This window comes from Lentzea alba (assembly GCF_047445655.1).
In the GTDB taxonomy this organism is placed as follows: domain Bacteria; phylum Actinomycetota; class Actinomycetes; order Mycobacteriales; family Pseudonocardiaceae; genus Lentzea; species Lentzea alba_A.
Map to the genome: position 1 here is coordinate 322,365 of NZ_JAJAEG010000008.1, position 16,330 is coordinate 338,694.

Below are 16,330 nucleotides of genomic sequence, written 5' to 3' on the forward strand. Positions count from 1 at the left end.
GTCGCCGTTGGCACACGTTCCACGTCGCGTTGTAGATGACGTGGGCGACGCAGGTATTGGCGACGGTGTCGGGGGAAGACCGCGTGAATCGTCGGGTAGTCCGGTCAGGCCTGTTCTGACGCTGGCGGTCGCCACCCTAGTGAGTCACCCAGCCGCTTGGCGGCCTGCACACATCGGCGAACGGCCTTTGGCGTCCAACCTGGCCGGCCAGGTCACCTCAGCAGCGAGCGCCCCAGCCGGACTGAAATATCACCCTTGCTCGGAACGGCGCTGGGTGCCGGCGTTGTGCAGGCCCCGCTCGACCACCTCGCTGCGCACACGGTCGGCTGAAGCCCGGCTGACCGCGTGCGCACCGAGCGCCGAGGTCGATCACGGTGGCCAGGTACAGCCCTTTCCAGGTCTTGATGTAGGTGATGTCCCTGCGCCACCTGCTGTTGGTCTATGTTGCATTGCAGGAGAATTCCCGATTGATCCGGTCGCCAGGTGGTCGCGGCCGAGTCAGGGGTCCTGGGGGTGCGCCACCGTTTCGGCGCTCGTCCCGCCCGGTCGGCTTCGCGCAGGAGCCGGGCCATGCGCTTATGGGGGTGCGGATGCCCTTGGTCGGTGAGCTCAGGCCGGATCCACGGCATCCCATAGGTGCCGTTCGACTCGTCATGGACCTCGATGATCTTCTCGGTCGACACGGCATCGGCCCGCGCACGCCCGGACGGCCTGCGGTGCGCTGGTTGTAGCAGACGTCTCGGGGAGACCTTGAGCAGTTCGCACGCACGCCCGACGTTGCCGCTACCGCCAGGGTTCTCGGTCTCCATTAACAGTAGACCTTCACCGCTGCCTCGGCGCGAAGAAAGCCGTCCCGTTTGAGGATCTCCCCCGTCCTCACGCAGCCGCCGGTTCTCCCACCGCAGTGCGGCCAGCTCAGCGTCCTCGTCACTACTCCGCTCCCGTCGTCGCGCGCGGCCTGCCTGGCCTTCTCGCAGACAGCGTTCTCATTCAAGTCGAAGTCCTTCGAGACTTGGGTGATCGAGCGGTCACCACGCTGGCACTGCTCGACGATCTCCGCCTTGAACTCCCTGGCAAAGCTCCTGATCTCAGGTGTCCATCAAAATGGGCCAGACCCAGAGCACAGGAGGAGAAGCAACGCCGAGCTATCGACCGTTCCCGGCGAGTCATGAGCAGAATCTCGACTCATGGCTGGGGCACACTAATCCTGACCTGCGAAAACGCTTGATCAACGTGGTGCCCCCGGTGCGGCTCCGACAGGAAGCACACGGTCGCGCGACCTGCAGAAACGGGCGCTGCCAGTCAACAAACACACGTACGACCGCTGGTCGTCACGGCCCGAGTACCGCTCGTGATGAAGCGCAGGGCGACCACCACGGCCACGAATTGACGGCATCGGGGAGCGGCTGACACTCGAAGACTCTTANACGGGCGCTGCCAGTCAACAAACACACGTACGACCGCTGGTCGTCACGGCCCGAGTACCGCTCGTGATGAAGCGCAGGGCGACCACCACGGCCACGAATTGACGGCATCGGGGAGCGGCTGACACTCGAAGACTCTTACTGCACCGCTCGATCGGTGACCGCATGAGGTGGGCCGTGTCGGCGGCCCCGTTCAAGACCGCTTGCGAAAGGAGCTGTCGACGAGGTCGCCCTTGAGAGGCGCTTGACCAGGAGCACTGTCGACACGTGGCAGTGCTCCCAATGGTCGCTCTTGCACAAGTAACCGTCCGGATCGCGACGAGGGCGTCCAGTGGGTCTCGCCGCCAGGGTCAGTGCCGTTCAGCAAGCCTCGGTACCGTCAAGTTCGTTCTTCACGTCGTAGTCATCTGTGGTGATGCTGCACAACACAACCGCGACGACGAACAGAGCACCGAGCGGCCCGCATGCGGATTCCTTGTCGCGCATCGAGAAGGCATGTCCGCCACCGGGGATCCCACACGGTCTCACGCCCTCCTTCCCACGTGCCTCGGACTACTTCGGGAGCTCATGGAACTGGATCCGCCGCCCTTCTGCCTCGTAAGCCATACCCGGGTAGGCGCAGCGGCTGCTCCCGCGGTCCCTGGAGGAGCTTCGGGTTCAGCTCCCGCAGCCATTTCTCCAATGTTGAGCGCTATGGTGCCCACGCCGCCGAACGGGCGCGGTCAACGGCGACCGCCGGGCTGGTCTCAGCGGGTTTCACCTGCCGTCCCTCGTCATGGATATCTCCGCTGGAGACCGGCAGCCAGGTCATGACAATCACGCACTTCACCACAACCCGAACGGCAGACAAGCGGGTTCGTCAGACGCTGGCATCGAGGATCTCCTCGTGCCAGGTCCGCAGCACCCGCTGACGGTTTTCCGGCGCGACTTTGAGGGACAGCGCGCCACGTAACTACGCGCCGACGAGGCGAGCACTTCCCGCGCCGGTCCCTCGGGCAGCGACTCCAGCGCCCGCTCGGCTTGTGTCAGGTAGTCCGCGATGAGGAGCAGCGTGGGCTGGACATGCGCGGATCGCCCGCAGCCGCGCACCAGGGCCATTTCCAGCCTGGCTCCGGTCGCCTACTCCTGCACCAGCACCGGATAGCCGGGACGGACACCGTCTGGAGCTCGTGGTGGTCCTGGACCAGCGCGCCCGATAGCCGTCGGCCGTGCGCTCGCGCGCCGGGCTCCCCGGTCCGTTGCCAAGACCTGGTCGGTTTGATCACCACCGGAAAGCCGAGCTCGACCGCGTAAGAGGAGATCTCACCGGGGTCGGACAGTACGCGCCCTGTCGGCACCGCGACTCCGAGAGCTCTCGCAACCGACAGGGTGACGCCCTTGTCCTCCGCCGCTTCGAACGCGGTCCTGCCGGGGAGCGCGACCGTGACGTCCACGGGCAGTTCGTCCCGCAAGGCGTTCATCGCGGCCGCGCCGCCGTCGGAGAAGCACATGAACGCCTCGGGACGGCGGCGGTTCAGCATGGCGAGCAGCCAGGCGCGGTACTCCGCGACCGGAGCACTGTCGGCGCAGGGAAGTGTGCCCCTCTCCGTCAGGTGACAAGAGGAGAAGGCAAGGCTGCCGGGCGGACCCGCCACGGCGATGGCCAGGTCCGTGCCTCCCACCCGCACTCGACTCCGCCACCTGCGCCCCGAAGGCCCGAAGGCCCGAAGCGACGATCTACTGGCAACAACGCATCTAAACGTGCGCAGATCTGTGTGCTGCCGCAGCCGGCACAGCCGACCGGCGAACGATGATTCAGGCGCCGTCACTCAAACTGCTCGCAGCTCCCGAAAGATCACCAAAAAACATGAGATTCACCGGCCATCGACTCTGCGCCGGAAGGCTCATCACCGAGTGCCGATTCATGCCTCGGCGTCCATCAGAAACTTCGGCTGTCCATGGCGGTCGGCCCCCATGCCATCACGCGCCGGACAGGAGCACCTTGGCAGTGGAACCTGTCTGACGCATCGTCCGCAAGCGCCTCACGACGACCCTGCGATTCGGCTCGATCCAGAAGCTCCTCAGGCGGCAACGCGACGAAATGGGCACAAAAGAGCGCCCGCAAGTGCATGTCATGCATGTCGCCCTTGCCATCAAGCTCGCCGGTCATGACATTTCCTGTACAACAAGCCCGGATCGAGCACGTCGTGCAGCCCGCTGCTCCTTGAGGAGCTTACGTCTCTTTCCCGTACCCCAAGGAAGCTTGAACCATGTCGTCAATCTCAGGCCAGCCCTTGAGGCAGCGTCCGATCTCGCCCTGCCGCGAGGACTTGTACGACTTGTTCAACTCTGGAAACTTTCTGTTCAGGACCAATATTCCCGAGCTTCTGGATGCGAAGGCCATCGACGCGTTACTCGATGATCGAACCCGGCTTATCGAGCACGGCGGGCTGCTCGCGGGCATGTGGTCGTTCCGCAGCCTCGACCCCCACAACTGGGGAATATCGCATTTCAGTGGATTCTACCAACTGGCCTACCGACTTCGAGATGATCTGCCGATCACCAGTTGGATCGAGGGCTACAACGCCATTCTCGGGTACCTGTCGAGCAAGAATGATGTCATCCGAGTAGCGTTTCCCGTGCTCGATTTCGATGAACTCGGCAACCGAGCAGCCATGTCAATGGGGTTTACCCGCGAAGGCACCATCGAAGAGACTGCCGAGGTCGGCACCAGAGTGCGAGGAACGATCGTGTATTCACGAACATATTCGCCGGATGTCTACGTACGGCCGCATGCGGCATGACCGAGCAAGCGCTCTCTCCACTCACTGGTTACCGACATCGAGTGGACGAGTTTCACGATGGCCGGTGGTTGCACCGCGAGATGGTGTCGTTTCGCGATGACCGGCGCGTGCCGCTCTTCCACGACGCGCTTCCGCCTGAACGGACGATGACACACCAGGTGGTTTCATCTGGGTACGCATTGGTGTCCTTCGCCGACATCGACTGGGTTGACGGCCGCAGTCGACTGGAGGTGCGTCTGCTGGACGACTCACCGTCCTCCCGGCTGCATGATCTGCTCGCAGACGTGATCAGGATCGGGTTCGAGCGATTCAACCTGACTCGTTTGGAGGGCTGGGTAACGCCTGTTCACTATGACATCGAATCTCTTCTGCGTCACCGCGGGTTCGCGCTGGAGGCCGTCGTGCCGCACGGTGCGCGAGTCGACGGCAGCCCGGTCGACCGGCAGATCTGGGGTCTGGTGCGCGAGCGATGAGCAATTCGCGAACAGACATGATCGCCAGGAGCAGCGACCTCGACATCGCAGGCGAACTGTGCCGAGCCGGTGGCGAGTTCTTCGGTGTTCAGGTCGCACGTTACAGCCCGGCGGCGCTTATCGCTCGACTGAACGAACAGGACGTTAGCCTGGTCGCGGCCGTGGTGGACGGCAGCACCATCGGCTTCGCCGGGTACGCGGTCAACCCGATGAACCGCCGCCAGGCGACGGTGTCCGTCAGCGCGCGCAGCGACATGCACGCCAGGCTGATCTTGGCTGCACATCTGGATCTGCTGAGCACTGCCGCCAGAATCGGGTCGTTCGTCAGCGTGCTGCGAGCGGACTCCAGTTTTGTGGACATATATCGTGCGGCCGGGTTCACCGAGGTCGGCAGACTCCGGGCACGGCGCTACTGCGATCACCTTCACCACGACGAAGTGGTGCTTCACCACAGCTTCGGCGAGAAGAGTGGTGTTCGCTCATGACGAGCAGACGGTCGCTGATCGACTTGCTGGAGCTGCGGCACCTCAAACACTCCGATATTCCAGGACGTGTGGCCGCTATGGCTGACGCCGAGGTGCGTCGCAACATCAGCAGTCTGCCCGCCCTTTACGACGAGGGCGCGCTCACCGCGTACTTCACAGACGTCGTGGAGGGGCGCAATCCACATCGGATCGAGCTCGTGCTGACCAGACCGGACGGTGAAACGGTCGCGTACAACTACTTGCTCGGTGTCGACTGGGCGAACCGCACCTGTGAGATCGGCATGATCACGTTGCCGAGTTACCGGTTCGGGTTCGGTCTGATAGCGATGCTCAAGACCTACGAGCACGCGTTCGGAACGCTGAACATGCGCAGTGTTCTGAACGAGGTCTACAGCGGGAACGAAATGATGTCGACGGGTGCCACGATCACCGACCGGGCGCAGGTCGTCGCGTCAAGCGCCCAGTTCACCGAGGGGCAGATTCGCGACACGTACTTCTGGACCGAGACGCGGGCAGAGTTCCCAGTCCGCTTCGGACGTTACTTCGCGCAGAGGCCGGCCGCGCCGAGCGCACCTGAAACGAGCGGATGTTCGGAGGGCCAGGATGAGATCAAGTGATCGGCTCAAACTGGCCTTGGTCGGAGACCTCGAAGCCCGTTTCGTGTATCTGGGCAACTTCGAGGTCGAGCGTGACTGGGCGGAAGGGCGGCCTCGGCTTCCTGGTGCCAATGTGAACTTCACCGCGGCGACCGTGAACCGCATGGAGGAACTGGGGTTCTTCCTGGCTGACGCGGGAGACGCCCTGATCCTGAAGGAACAGCTCGCCCCGGACTACCGGGCGTACCTGGCCGCACTCGGGGTCGTGGGCGCGCCGATCTTGTGTCCGGAGAACTCCGAGCCCGCCCGGCGGGTGACCGAAGACGTTCTGGCGTCACCTCGCCTGATGAATGAGCTCCGCGCTTTGGCAGACGGAAGAACCTACCTGCTGCCGCTCGGCGTTTCGAAGCACGAACAGCTCCTCTCCGAGCGTGTGGGACTGCCGCTCGCCGTTCCTGGCGCCGACGTCTGTGCGGCGGTCAACAGCAAGGTGTTCGGCAGAGAACTAGTGGCACGCGTTGGCCTTCGCCAGGTTCCTGGAGCGTCGTGTTCCGACGTCGACCAGGTGGAGGCGGCGATCCGGACCTTCCTGCTCCCAGGAGGACGTGTCGTCCTCAAGGAGGCATTGGGCGTCTCGGGCAGAGGTATGGCGGTTTTCGACGACGAATCTCGCGCCCAACGGTTCGTCACGATGTTGCGCAAGCGCGGCGGCGCGGTTGATCTCGTGGTCGAACAGTGGGTGGACAAGGTCACCGATCTGAACTACCAGTTCGTGATCAGCCGGGACGGCGCGATCGCCTTCGAGACCATCAAAGCCGCCGTGGTGGATTCCGGGGTCCATCGAGGTCATCAGTTTCCGGTCGCGTTGCCCGACGAGGTTTCCGGTGAGATCCACCGGGCGGCCGATCTCATCGGCGCGGATCTGTTCGCGCACGGCTACTTCGGTGTGGTCGGGGTCGACGCCATGCTCTCGGCCGATGGCACGCTGCATCCCTGCCTGGAGATCAACGCCCGTTTGAACATGGCGAACTACCAGAACGCCATCGCCGAACGGCTCCTGCCCGCGGACGCGGCGGCCGAGGCAGGCGCGATCGACGTCACCTTCGACAGTCCGAGGACTTTCACCGACTTCACCTGGCCGGTCAGGGACCTGCTGATGTCCGCTGGCGACCGCAGGGGCGTAGTGATCACCAACTTCGCGACTGTCAACGCCGGGGCAACCGAGGGTGAGACCTTCCGCGGCCGGGTGGGAGTCCTGTGCATCGGTGCGGACGCGGCCGACGCGGCCACGTTGCGCGCGGAGTTCGCCAAGCGCCTTGCCCTAGGCGCGGTGCGCACATGAGCCTCGACTTTCACGCACTGGCCGCCGAGTTCGGCACTCCGTTGTACGTCTACGACGGTGACGTGCTGCTGGACGACTTCAGCACGTTGCGCGCACTGGCACCGGAACCGCTGGAGATCTTTTACTCCCTCAAGGCGAACCCGAACATCACCGTGTTCGACCTGCTGCGCCGGGCCGGTGCGCGGGCGGAGGTGTCCTCGCTGGCCGAGCTGCGAACGGTGCTGAAAGCAGGCGCCGCCCCGGAGAACATCATCTTCCTGGGACCGGGCAAGAACGAGGCCGAGCTGACGGCCTGCCTCGATGCCGGGGTGTACGCCATCGTTGCGGAGTCGTTCGAGGAACTGGAGCTGATCGACGAGCTGACTGAGGAAAGCGGGCGCCGCCAACGTGTTCTATTGCGGATCAATCCCGCTCGCCCACCGTCCGCGGCGCGCCTCACGATGGGTGGCAAACCCCGCCAATTCGGGGTTGACGAGGAACTGGTACTGAGTTCCGGATCACGGCTCAGGGAATTCACCCACGCCTGCGTGCGTGGCGTCCACGCGTACCTCGGCACCCGGATACTCGACGCGAAGGCCGTTGCGGACAACACTCGGTACGTTCTCGACCTCGCGCTGAGAGTGGCCGAATCGACGGGGATTCCGCTGGACGCGGTCGACATCGGCGGCGGACTCGGTGTCCCCTACTTCGAGAACGAGACCGAACTCGACGTAGAGCAGCTCGGGGTTGAGCTCGACCAGGCGGTCGACACGTTCCGATCGATGCGTCCGAACACCAGACTGATCATGGAAGCCGGCCGGTTCCCCACCGCTCGCTGCGGCACGTACCTCGTCTCAGTCCGTTCGGTGAAGCGGTCACTGGGTGAGGACTTCGCCATCACCGACGGCGGGACACATCAGCACATGGCAGCTGTTGGCGTCGGTTCATTCGTCAAGCGCAACTTCCCCGTCGCGCTGCTGAGCCGGGAAACCGACGAGCCCACCGGCCCATGGCACCTCACCGGCCCACTGTGCACACCGAACGACGTGATCGCGAAGAACGCCCAACTCCCGCCGCTTCGCAAGGGTGATCTGGTCGGGGTGCTGATGTCCGGTGCCTACGGCCCAACGGCCTCGCCTGGGCTGTTCCTCGGGCACGGCCACCCGGCAGAGGTCGTGGTCCTCGGCGGTGTGCCTCGGCTCGTCCGCGACCGCGACACCGTCGACGACGTGCTTGCCCGCCAGATCCTCTGCGAGTTCCCCGACACCACCCCGAACGGAAAGTGATTCCATGTCGCGCAGCACCGCTCTCCAGCACGTCCAGAACGCCCTCGCCGCGGTGACGAAGAGGGAGTCACGTTCACTGGGCGAGGACGCTCGTCTCTTCGAGGACCTGGCGCTGGACTCCACGACGATCATCGAGCTGCTGCTCGCGCTGGAGGACGAGGTCGCCATCGACATCGAACCCGACGAGCTGGGGGCGGGTGTATTCGAGAGCGTGGGCAGCCTGACCGACTACGTTGAGTCGAAGCTCGTCCCGGACCCTGCACCATGACCGGCATCGGCTTGTCCCGGCTCGCGATCTCCGTGCCAGACACCGTGGACTCGGTGGAGGAGGTGTTGCGCGCAAGCGGCAGCAGCGCCTCCGAGATCAAGGTGTTCACCAGGATGTTCAAGTTGCGGGACTCACCTTCGTGGCCGCTCGATCAGCAGATGGACGACCTGCTGGTGGAGGCCGGCCGCCGTGCACTCGCCGACGGAGGAGGAGCCGATCTGGTCCTTTATGGACATTCACTGATGACACAGGAGGTCAGCCTCAGGCCGGGATTCGCCCAGCGGGTGCTCAAGCAACTGGATCTTGAGGCGACGCCGTTCTTCGGTATCTCCGGGGTAGCTTGCACCGCACCATTGCGGGCAGTCGACCTCGCACGCGACTACGTGCGGAAGTTTCCGGAGCGGAAGGTGCTGGTGCTGGCGGGCGACCTCGGTGCCACCACGAGCGTCGCGCGGGTCATCCCCCGCCTGACCGTTCTCGGCGACGCGTTGGGGGCGTTCACCGTCGCACGGGAAGGAGTCCGCTACAGACATGTGGCTTCCGCGTCCCGCACGGACCCGCGTTTCCGCCGAGGGATGCGGATGGACGCCGACGATCTCAGGCTCTTCGGCCGCGCCTGTGCAGAGCTGGTGCTCGACGTGCTGGCAGAAGCGGCGAACACCGCGGGCATCGCGATCAAAGATGTCGACTGGGTGATGCCGCACCTGGTGAACGCGTTGGCATGGAAGGTGTTCAGCGAACAGGTCGGCATCCCGCACGAGCGGTTCCTCCTCGACCTGCTGCCGTCGCAAGGGCACGTCTACGGACTGGACGCGCTGACGTCGCTGGAGTACGCCGACCGCCTGGGAAAGCTTCGCCCCGGCGACCTGTGCGCGCTGCTGTCGGTGGGGCAGGGCGCGTACTTCCACGCACTCATCGTCGAGGTGGTGGAGGAAGAGTGACACGCGAAGCGGTCGAGCTGTGCGCGCGGACAGCCGAGGAACGGGGTCTCGCGGCGGGGTTGGAGGCGGCGCTGGACCGTGTCGACGTCGTGGCCGCCGCGCCCGGCCGGGTCGCTGCGGTTCCCCTTGCCTGGGCGGAAAGCTCTCCGTTCGAGGCGGTGCCGCACCCCCACGCTGAGGCCGAGGGCATCGCCTTCGTTCGCGTCCCTGGGGCTGGCCCCGTACACACCCTCTCGTTGGCCGGACGACTCGCCGGATCAAGACTGGGCCTGTCCGCAGCTGCACTGTCCGCAGCTGCCCGCCGGCTGTCCGGGCGGAAATCGGCAGGCGAACCTCTGATCCGCGCCCAGCTCGTCACCGGCAGTGTCGCAGACACTGTGGTGGAGATCGATCTGCTGCGCCACAGGGCGTTTCTGCTCGATCGGTCACCGACTCCGGAGTTCGCCGCGATCGTGCACAGCGAGATCGACCGGCTCGACTGGTCGATCTCGATGTTGTTCGGCGCAAGCGGCTACACCACTGACCGTTGGGGCGCCGCCCTCCTGGTTTCCGCCTTGACGGCCAACAGCTGGGTTCCCGGGACGGAGGTCCGGATGTGGAGCTGACTTCGCAACTGCGCCGCATCGAGGACATGTGCGCGGAAGCGTCCACCGACTTGCGGGCGCGCGCACTCGCCATCGATACCGCACCTGGCGATGTGGACAGGCACCTGGGTTCCACGGCGTTCGCGCTGAATCGCGTGTTCTGCACGCCGGAGCAGTTCCGCGCGGACGGACTGAAACTTCCCTTCGACATCGGGCGCACCTGTCTCGAGCGCATCGTGTCGATCACCGCGTTGTCCAGGGGCGATGCGGCCGGCGTGCTCGCGTGCCCCGGCCCTGCGCTCGCGGGACTGGTCGTCGACCTGTTGGGCAGTGACGAACAACAAGAGCGATTCTACCGCCGCATTTCGGACGGCAGAACCTGGACCTTCTTCGCCATGACCGAACCGGGGGCGGGTAGTGACGCGGCGAATCTGACGACTCGCCTCTCCCTCGGAGAAGACGGCGATCACCTCGTCCTCATCGGCGAGAAACGCTACATCGGCAACGGCGACCGGGGTGGCATCGGCGTCGTGTTCGCGCGCACCAGCGACTCGGTACTGGGCATACGGGCCGTTGTGCTGGAGCTCCCCTCCGAGGGCGTCACAACGCGCTCAATGCCCATGCTGGGCCTGCGCGGTGCGGACCTGAGCGAGATGACGTTCGACCAGGTGCAGGTATGCCGGTCGAACATGCTCGGCGAGCACCTCCGCACGCCCCAGCGCGGGTTGTGGGGCGCGCTGCGCACGTTCCACCAGGTGCGCACGCAGATTGGCGCGATGGCGGTGGGCACGGCGATGGCACTGCACGACACCATCATGGCCGAGTTCCCACGCACTCCGGCCCTCGCCGAGGTGGGGCTCGCGATCGAGGCCGCCAAGTGGACGGTCTTCGACGCGGCGTCGGCGCTCGACTCGGATCCGCTCCGCTCACACGTGTCGTCGATCGCCAAGCTGTCCGGCACCAGGCTGGTCACCGACGTGGCGGCATGGGCCGTGCGCGCGGCGGGGCCCGGTGGCTGGGCCGACCACCCGCTGCTCGAGAAATGGGCCCGCGACGCGCGCGGATTCGAGTTCATGGACGGAACCGCGAACATGCAGCGGCTGGCCGTGGCACGTGGCTATCTGCAGGAGACCGTTCATGGATGAGCTACGCGTCGAAGCCATCACGAGCGTGATCCGGTCTGATCCGAGCTACCACCCGGCCGATGCCTTCGCAGACGACCGGTACCTGGCCGGATTGATCTCTGATGTCGAGAACATCGCCGACCGGCTGGGTGTGTCGGCGACTGACCTGCGCTATCTGCGGTTGGACCAGGATGGCTCCGTCGCGGACCGAGCTCTCAGCCGCGTAACAGCCGTCGCAGATCCACAACCGCTCTACGTGGCGCGATCCGGCATCGAGACCGACCCGTTCGTCGCCTTCCTGCCGACGTTGGTGCACGACCACCCGTCGGTCACCGACGCGCTGGTGCTGACCCACCTGGAAGCCCTGTCGGGTAGTGCGATCTTCGAGTTTCTCAGCTGGTCCATGTCCCCGGCTGGAGCCGCCCTCCTGTTGGTGGACGAGCAGGTGGTGACGACCGAGAGCGCGCTGCCTCCAAAGCTGTCCGCCGTGGCCATGCGGGTCCACCCCGGTCCTGGTGGCACGCAGGTGTCGGCGTGGGGAACCGGCTCGCCACCCACTTCGAAGGGATCCGTTCACATAACAGGAAGGCGCAGTTGCGACGCGTGGCTGGGGTTCACAAGAGCCGTGGCCTCGGACGATGTCCGCGCTGGGGACGTGGTGGTCCTGCACACGCGCGACGACGCGCAGGAAGGTTGGGTCCAGTTGCAGGTTGACGCTCTGCCGGTGTTGCTGCCATGAGCGCCCTGTTCTCGCGGGCCGAACGAGATTCAGTCGCCCGCTCCGGCATCACCCTGACGGTGCAGAACCTCCTGCTGTCGAGTGCGCCGATCCTCACGGTCGCACTGGTCGGCAGGATGTCTGGTGACAGTCTCCACGTACGTGGTCTCTACCAACCCGCGGCGTTCGCACTGCTCGCAGTGATCATCGGACTTGGTACTTCCGCACAGGTCGCGACGGCTCGTGCGCTCGGGGCCGGCAAGCCGTCGCAGGTGCGCGGGTTTCTGGTGCGGTTGTTCGGCCTGGGGAGCGCTGTCACGGCCGTCCTGGTAGGAGGATGCGTGTTCCTCACGTCTGTGCTGGATCCTCCCCTGGCGTTCCTCCTCCTGTCGATGGTTCTCGCGTTGCCGTTCGCCATCGCAGGCGAACTGGTGTCGGCGGCTCTCCGCGGTGCGGGCGCCGTTGGGGCGAGCACTGCGCTCACCGCCGGCCACGTCCTTGTCAACACCGGCACCGTCGGTGCGCTGGGCCTCACCGCGGGACTAGGTCTGGCTGCGTTGCCCATCGCGACCGTGATCGCGGGCGGTGCCGAGTTCGTGCTCGGTGCGGTACTGCTGTACCGGAGAGGACTGCTCAACCAGAATCAGGCGGGCGACCCTGTCACGCGGGTGCTTCCTGTGTTTCTCGGCATCGGCCTTCCCACGGCAGGAGTGTCGATCCTGCTGTTCCTCGTCACTCTGGCACTCGTGTCGATCGCGACTCCATTCGGGCCGTACGCGGTCACGGCGGTGGCGCTCGGCACGGTGCTGGAGGGGCTGGCACTGGCTCCCGCGTTCGGCTACGGGATCACGATGGGCACCCTGATGAACCGTGCGCTCGAGGCTGGGGACGGGGATAGGGCCAGGTCGGTCTTCCGACGCGGAACGACGCAGGCGGCCATCGGCTACGGGCTGCTCACACTGTTGATGTTGGTCGCTGGACCACCAATCGCAGCACTCCTCACGACCGACACCGCCTCCCGCACGGCAGTCGCGGAGTACTTGGACATCGTCGGTCCTGCCTTCGGCGCCACCGGCATCGTGGTCACCGCGTTCACCGTCGTGCAGCAGCTCGGCTTCGGGGTGTTCACGCTGCTGCTCAACGTCGGGTACTTCGCCGCCGTGTTGACCATCGGCACGGTGGTGACCGCGAACGGACCGCTCGAGTTCCTGTACTGGACGCTGTCGCTGGCTGCAGCGACGAGCGCGGTTACCGGTTTCCCTCTCGCCTGCTGGATCAGCACGCGCGCCACCCGTCCTACTTCCCGAGCCGTCAACAGGAAAACCACGACATGACCACCTCGAAAGCCCGGACCCGATCACTGGCCGACTGGTTCCTGCTCGGATACACCGCCAACCCCGACGGGATCGCGTTGCGAGTGGGCACAGTTGAACTGAGCTACCAGCACCTGCACGACCGTGCTCGGCGAGCCGCAGCCGGAATCCTCGCTGTCACAGGCCCCGTGAGGCCACGCGTCGGCGTGCTCGCCCGACGGTCCGCAGAAGGCTACGTCGGAGTGCTGGCGGCAGCGTTGTGCGGTGGCGCGGCGGTGCCGCTGAACCCTGACTTCCCCGCGCCGCGTTTGCGGCAAATGGTTGCTGCCGCCGGCGTTTCCGTACTGGTGGCCGACGAATCCGGACTGGCCATGTTGCAGTCGGCCCCAGAGGTGTTGCGAGATCTGCCGGTGGCAGTCGGCATGGACGGCCCGGCAGACCTCGGCCCTGAGAGCTGGTCCGATCCGGCAGCGGTGGCCTATGTGCTGTTCACGTCCGGCAGCACTGGTGCACCGAAAGGCGTGCCCGTGACCAACTCCCAGGTGGACCACTACCTGCACGTCGTGCATGAGCGGTACTCCTTCCAGCCTACCGATGTCTTCTCCCAGAACTTCGATCTCACCTTCGACCTGGCGATGTTCGACATGTTCGCCGCCTGGGGGTGCGGCGGCACTCTCGTGACCATCCCGTCCACCGCTATGGCGTCACTGCCGCGCTACCTAGAGCGGCACGGTGTCACGGTCTGGTTCTCGGCTCCCAGTGCCATCGCGCTGGCGCGACGGTGGAAGCGGCTCGAGCCGGGCGCGTTCCCCACGCTGCGCTGGAGTCTGTTCTGCGGTGAGCCTCTGCTCGCCGTTGACGCAGCGGACTGGCAGGCCGCCGCCCCATTGTCCACCGTGGAGAATCTGTACGGTCCGACTGAGCTGACGATCTCTTGCAGTGCTCACCGATGGGATCCCGAAGCGTCCCCGGCGCAGAGCGTGAACGGAATCGTGTCGATCGGCGCTCTGCACCGCGGCCTCGAGTTCGTTCTGCTGGACCACAGCGGCACGGTCACCGAGGGAACGGGTGAGCTGTGCGTAGCGGGTCCGCAGACGTTCTCGGGCTATCTGGATCCGCGTCACGATGAAGGCCGCTTCGTAGAGCACGCGGGCACACGCTGGTACCGGACCGGGGACCTGGTGCGGGTCAATGCGCAGGGAGAGCTCAACTTCCTCGGCCGTCACGACCGCCAGGTCCAGGTACGGGGAGTTCGCATCGAGCTCGCTGAGGTCGACCACGCGGTCTCCTCGTGCGACGGAGTGGTACAGGCGGTCACACTGCAGGCGGCCGACGGCGAGCTGGTCGCCTTTTACACAGGAGAGGTTCGCGACTCCGCAGCGTTGATCCGCGAACTGGCCTGTGTGCTCCCCCGCACCGCTATCCCAGGCGAGTTGCGCCACCTCGACGCGTTCCCGCTCAACTCCAACGGGAAGATCGACCAGGCCGCACTGCGTACCAAAGCCGCAACACCGCAGCGCAGCGCGACTGTGATGACCGCGCTGCCTGGACCCGAGTCACGCCGCCTTCTCGACCGCCAGGCGTCGCGTGAGTCTTCCGCCCGCGCGTACCCCGTGCACTCCCCCATCGCGATCGCGGGTGGTGAAGGTTCCTACCTCCGTGACGCGGACGGCAACGTCTTCCTCGACTTCCTCACCGGAGCGGGGGTCTTGGCCTTGGGCCACAATCACCCGGACCTCGTCGCGGCAGCGCACGCACAGCTGGACGTCCACACGCACTTGCTGGACTTCCCGTCCGAGGCGAAGGACACCTTCACGGACCTCATCCTCGGCACACTCCCGCCAGCTATGCGCGGCAGGTACAAAATCCACTTCTGCGGTCCGACCGGCGCTGACGGCGTCGATGCCGCGATCAAGCTCTGCAAGACCCACACAGGCCGCGGCGAGGTGATCGCGTTCCAGGGAGGCTTCCACGGCAGCACGCAGAGCACCCTCGCGGTCAGCGGACTCGTGGGCCCGAAGGAGCCAGTCCAGAACATGCTGCCAGGGGTCGCCTTCTTCCCCTACTCGTCGTGCTTCGCCTGCCCACTCGGACTCAAACCCGACAGCTGTTCGGTGAACTGCGTGCAATACCTGGAGAACGCGCTCGATGACGTCAACGGAGGACTGCGCAGACCGGCCGCCGTCCTGCTCGAACTCGTCCAGGGTGAGGGCGGGGTCGTGCCTGCGCGCAAGGAGTTCGCGCAACGGGTACGAGACCTGACCCGCCGACTGGGCATACCATTGGTGGTGGATGAGGTACAGAGCGGCTGCGGCCGCACAGGCACCTGGTTCGCCTTCGAGCAGTACGGGATCGAGCCGGACGTCGTGGTGCTCTCAAAGGCGTTGGGCGGCGGACACCCCGTGTCCGTGATTCTCTACCACGAGCGGCTGGACAGATGGGAATCAGGCGCGCACACCGGCACGTTCCGCGGCAACCAACTGGCGTTCGCAGCGGGCGCCGAACTGATGAGGGTGTTCGAACGAGATCGTGTACTCGACAACGTGCGCGAGATCAGTTCGCGACTTCTCAACGGGCTCTACGAGTTGGCAAGCGAGCACGAGTTCATCGGCGATGTTCGCGGCCTGGGCATGATGCTGGGGGCCGAGGTCATCTCCCATCAAGGACACAGCGCTCACGAGATCGCTGCCTTGTTGCACAGCACCTGCCTGCGACGAGGACTGCTCTTCGAACTGGCAGGCCGCAACGACAACGTTCTCCGCTTCCTGCCGCCACTGAACCTGACGGCGCGAGAGGCACACGAGGCACTCGACATCCTCCGCGCCACCTTCACCGAAGTCGGCGCCGATCTGAAGCCGCGTGAAATCAAGCGCTGAGGACCACACCTAAAGGTTGTCCCGTAATGATCAAGAGTGTCGGCGGGGACGGGTGACAGCGGCACCGCCTGCGGCCAATGGCCGTTCAGGCGGTCATGGTCAGGTTGCGCATCTGGGCGATGCCTCGGGTGGCGTGCC

Annotated in this window: 16 protein-coding genes; 13 read left to right on the plus strand and 3 right to left on the minus strand. The window is 65.4% G+C overall.

Features of this window, described 5'->3' with window-relative positions; genetic code table 11:
- Positions 1–212: 212 nt before the first annotated feature.
- The 3 genes from LFM09_RS15885 to LFM09_RS15895 form a co-directional block, all read right to left on the minus strand.
- The gene (locus LFM09_RS15885; protein WP_414097204.1) at positions 213–809 is read right to left on the minus strand and encodes an IS3 family transposase; all 597 of its coding nucleotides are present in this window, start codon (positions 807–809) and stop codon (positions 213–215) included.
- Positions 810–2,449: 1,640 nt separating this feature from the next.
- Positions 2,450–3,085, minus strand: a complete 636-nt coding sequence (locus tag LFM09_RS15890; RefSeq protein ID WP_414097205.1) for a hypothetical protein — start codon at positions 3,083–3,085, stop codon at positions 2,450–2,452.
- 257 nt (positions 3,086–3,342) lie between these two features.
- Entirely contained in the window at positions 3,343–3,573 is a 231-nt protein-coding gene (locus LFM09_RS15895) for a hypothetical protein (protein WP_414097206.1), read from the minus strand.
- A 160-nt stretch (positions 3,574–3,733) separates the two neighbouring features.
- Between LFM09_RS15895 and LFM09_RS15900 the strand changes: the two genes are divergently transcribed.
- From LFM09_RS15900 to LFM09_RS15960, 13 genes are read left to right on the plus strand one after another with little or no spacing between them, the layout of a single operon-like run.
- Positions 3,734–4,207, plus strand: coding sequence for a hypothetical protein (locus LFM09_RS15900; protein ID WP_414097207.1), 474 nt, complete (start codon positions 3,734–3,736; stop codon positions 4,205–4,207).
- Positions 4,204–4,680, plus strand: a complete 477-nt coding sequence (locus tag LFM09_RS15905) for a hypothetical protein (protein ID WP_414097208.1) — start codon at positions 4,204–4,206, stop codon at positions 4,678–4,680. Before LFM09_RS15900 ends, LFM09_RS15905 begins: the two co-directional genes overlap by 4 nt.
- A complete protein-coding gene (locus LFM09_RS15910; protein ID WP_414097209.1) occupies positions 4,677–5,165 on the plus strand; it encodes a hypothetical protein in 489 nt (162 codons plus the stop codon). Before LFM09_RS15905 ends, LFM09_RS15910 begins: the two co-directional genes overlap by 4 nt.
- Positions 5,162–5,782 carry a GNAT family N-acetyltransferase gene (locus LFM09_RS15915; protein ID WP_414097210.1) on the plus strand — a complete coding sequence of 207 codons (621 nt, stop codon included), beginning with the start codon at positions 5,162–5,164 and terminating at the stop codon, positions 5,780–5,782. Before LFM09_RS15910 ends, LFM09_RS15915 begins: the two co-directional genes overlap by 4 nt.
- Positions 5,769–7,103: an ATP-grasp domain-containing protein gene (locus tag LFM09_RS15920; protein WP_414097211.1), complete on the plus strand. Its 1,335-nt coding sequence runs from the start codon at positions 5,769–5,771 to the stop codon at positions 7,101–7,103. Before LFM09_RS15915 ends, LFM09_RS15920 begins: the two co-directional genes overlap by 14 nt.
- Positions 7,100–8,368: a type III PLP-dependent enzyme gene (locus LFM09_RS15925; RefSeq protein ID WP_414097212.1), complete on the plus strand. Its 1,269-nt coding sequence runs from the start codon at positions 7,100–7,102 to the stop codon at positions 8,366–8,368. Before LFM09_RS15920 ends, LFM09_RS15925 begins: the two co-directional genes overlap by 4 nt.
- 4 nt (positions 8,369–8,372) lie before the next feature.
- Positions 8,373–8,636, plus strand: coding sequence for an acyl carrier protein (locus tag LFM09_RS15930; RefSeq protein WP_414097213.1), 264 nt, complete (start codon positions 8,373–8,375; stop codon positions 8,634–8,636).
- Positions 8,633–9,577 carry a 3-oxoacyl-[acyl-carrier-protein] synthase III C-terminal domain-containing protein gene (locus LFM09_RS15935; protein ID WP_414097214.1) on the plus strand — a complete coding sequence of 315 codons (945 nt, stop codon included), beginning with the start codon at positions 8,633–8,635 and terminating at the stop codon, positions 9,575–9,577. The genes LFM09_RS15930 and LFM09_RS15935 overlap by 4 nt, the downstream gene beginning before the upstream one ends.
- Positions 9,574–10,182, plus strand: coding sequence for a hypothetical protein (locus LFM09_RS15940; RefSeq protein WP_414097215.1), 609 nt, complete (start codon positions 9,574–9,576; stop codon positions 10,180–10,182). The genes LFM09_RS15935 and LFM09_RS15940 overlap by 4 nt, the downstream gene beginning before the upstream one ends.
- Entirely contained in the window at positions 10,173–11,306 is a 1,134-nt protein-coding gene (locus LFM09_RS15945; protein WP_414097216.1) for an acyl-CoA dehydrogenase family protein, read from the plus strand. The genes LFM09_RS15940 and LFM09_RS15945 overlap by 10 nt, the downstream gene beginning before the upstream one ends.
- The gene (locus LFM09_RS15950; protein WP_414097217.1) at positions 11,299–12,024 is read left to right on the plus strand and encodes a hypothetical protein; all 726 of its coding nucleotides are present in this window, start codon (positions 11,299–11,301) and stop codon (positions 12,022–12,024) included. The genes LFM09_RS15945 and LFM09_RS15950 overlap by 8 nt, the downstream gene beginning before the upstream one ends.
- Positions 12,021–13,337, plus strand: coding sequence for an MATE family efflux transporter (locus tag LFM09_RS15955; protein WP_414097218.1), 1,317 nt, complete (start codon positions 12,021–12,023; stop codon positions 13,335–13,337). Before LFM09_RS15950 ends, LFM09_RS15955 begins: the two co-directional genes overlap by 4 nt.
- A complete protein-coding gene (locus LFM09_RS15960; protein WP_414097219.1) occupies positions 13,334–16,192 on the plus strand; it encodes a diaminobutyrate--2-oxoglutarate transaminase family protein in 2,859 nt (952 codons plus the stop codon). Before LFM09_RS15955 ends, LFM09_RS15960 begins: the two co-directional genes overlap by 4 nt.
- The last annotated feature ends 138 nt before the right edge of the window (positions 16,193–16,330 follow it).

Excerpts from the sequence above, each read along its gene's own strand:
- LFM09_RS15885 (WP_414097204.1), bottom strand. The coding sequence starts at position 809 with ATGGAGACCGAGAACCCTGGCGGTAGCGGCAACGTCGGGCGTGCGTGC.
- LFM09_RS15895 (WP_414097206.1), bottom strand. The coding sequence starts at position 3,573 with ATGACCGGCGAGCTTGATGGCAAGGGCGACATGCATGACATGCACTTG.
- LFM09_RS15905 (WP_414097208.1), top strand. The coding sequence starts at position 4,204 with ATGACCGAGCAAGCGCTCTCTCCACTCACTGGTTACCGACATCGAGTG.
- LFM09_RS15910 (WP_414097209.1), top strand. The coding sequence starts at position 4,677 with ATGAGCAATTCGCGAACAGACATGATCGCCAGGAGCAGCGACCTCGAC.
- LFM09_RS15915 (WP_414097210.1), top strand. The coding sequence starts at position 5,162 with ATGACGAGCAGACGGTCGCTGATCGACTTGCTGGAGCTGCGGCACCTC.
- LFM09_RS15920 (WP_414097211.1), top strand. The coding sequence starts at position 5,769 with ATGAGATCAAGTGATCGGCTCAAACTGGCCTTGGTCGGAGACCTCGAA.
- LFM09_RS15925 (WP_414097212.1), top strand. The coding sequence starts at position 7,100 with ATGAGCCTCGACTTTCACGCACTGGCCGCCGAGTTCGGCACTCCGTTG.
- LFM09_RS15930 (WP_414097213.1), top strand. The coding sequence starts at position 8,373 with ATGTCGCGCAGCACCGCTCTCCAGCACGTCCAGAACGCCCTCGCCGCG.
- LFM09_RS15935 (WP_414097214.1), top strand. The coding sequence starts at position 8,633 with ATGACCGGCATCGGCTTGTCCCGGCTCGCGATCTCCGTGCCAGACACC.
- LFM09_RS15950 (WP_414097217.1), top strand. The coding sequence starts at position 11,299 with ATGGATGAGCTACGCGTCGAAGCCATCACGAGCGTGATCCGGTCTGAT.
- LFM09_RS15955 (WP_414097218.1), top strand. The coding sequence starts at position 12,021 with ATGAGCGCCCTGTTCTCGCGGGCCGAACGAGATTCAGTCGCCCGCTCC.
- LFM09_RS15960 (WP_414097219.1), top strand. The coding sequence starts at position 13,334 with ATGACCACCTCGAAAGCCCGGACCCGATCACTGGCCGACTGGTTCCTG.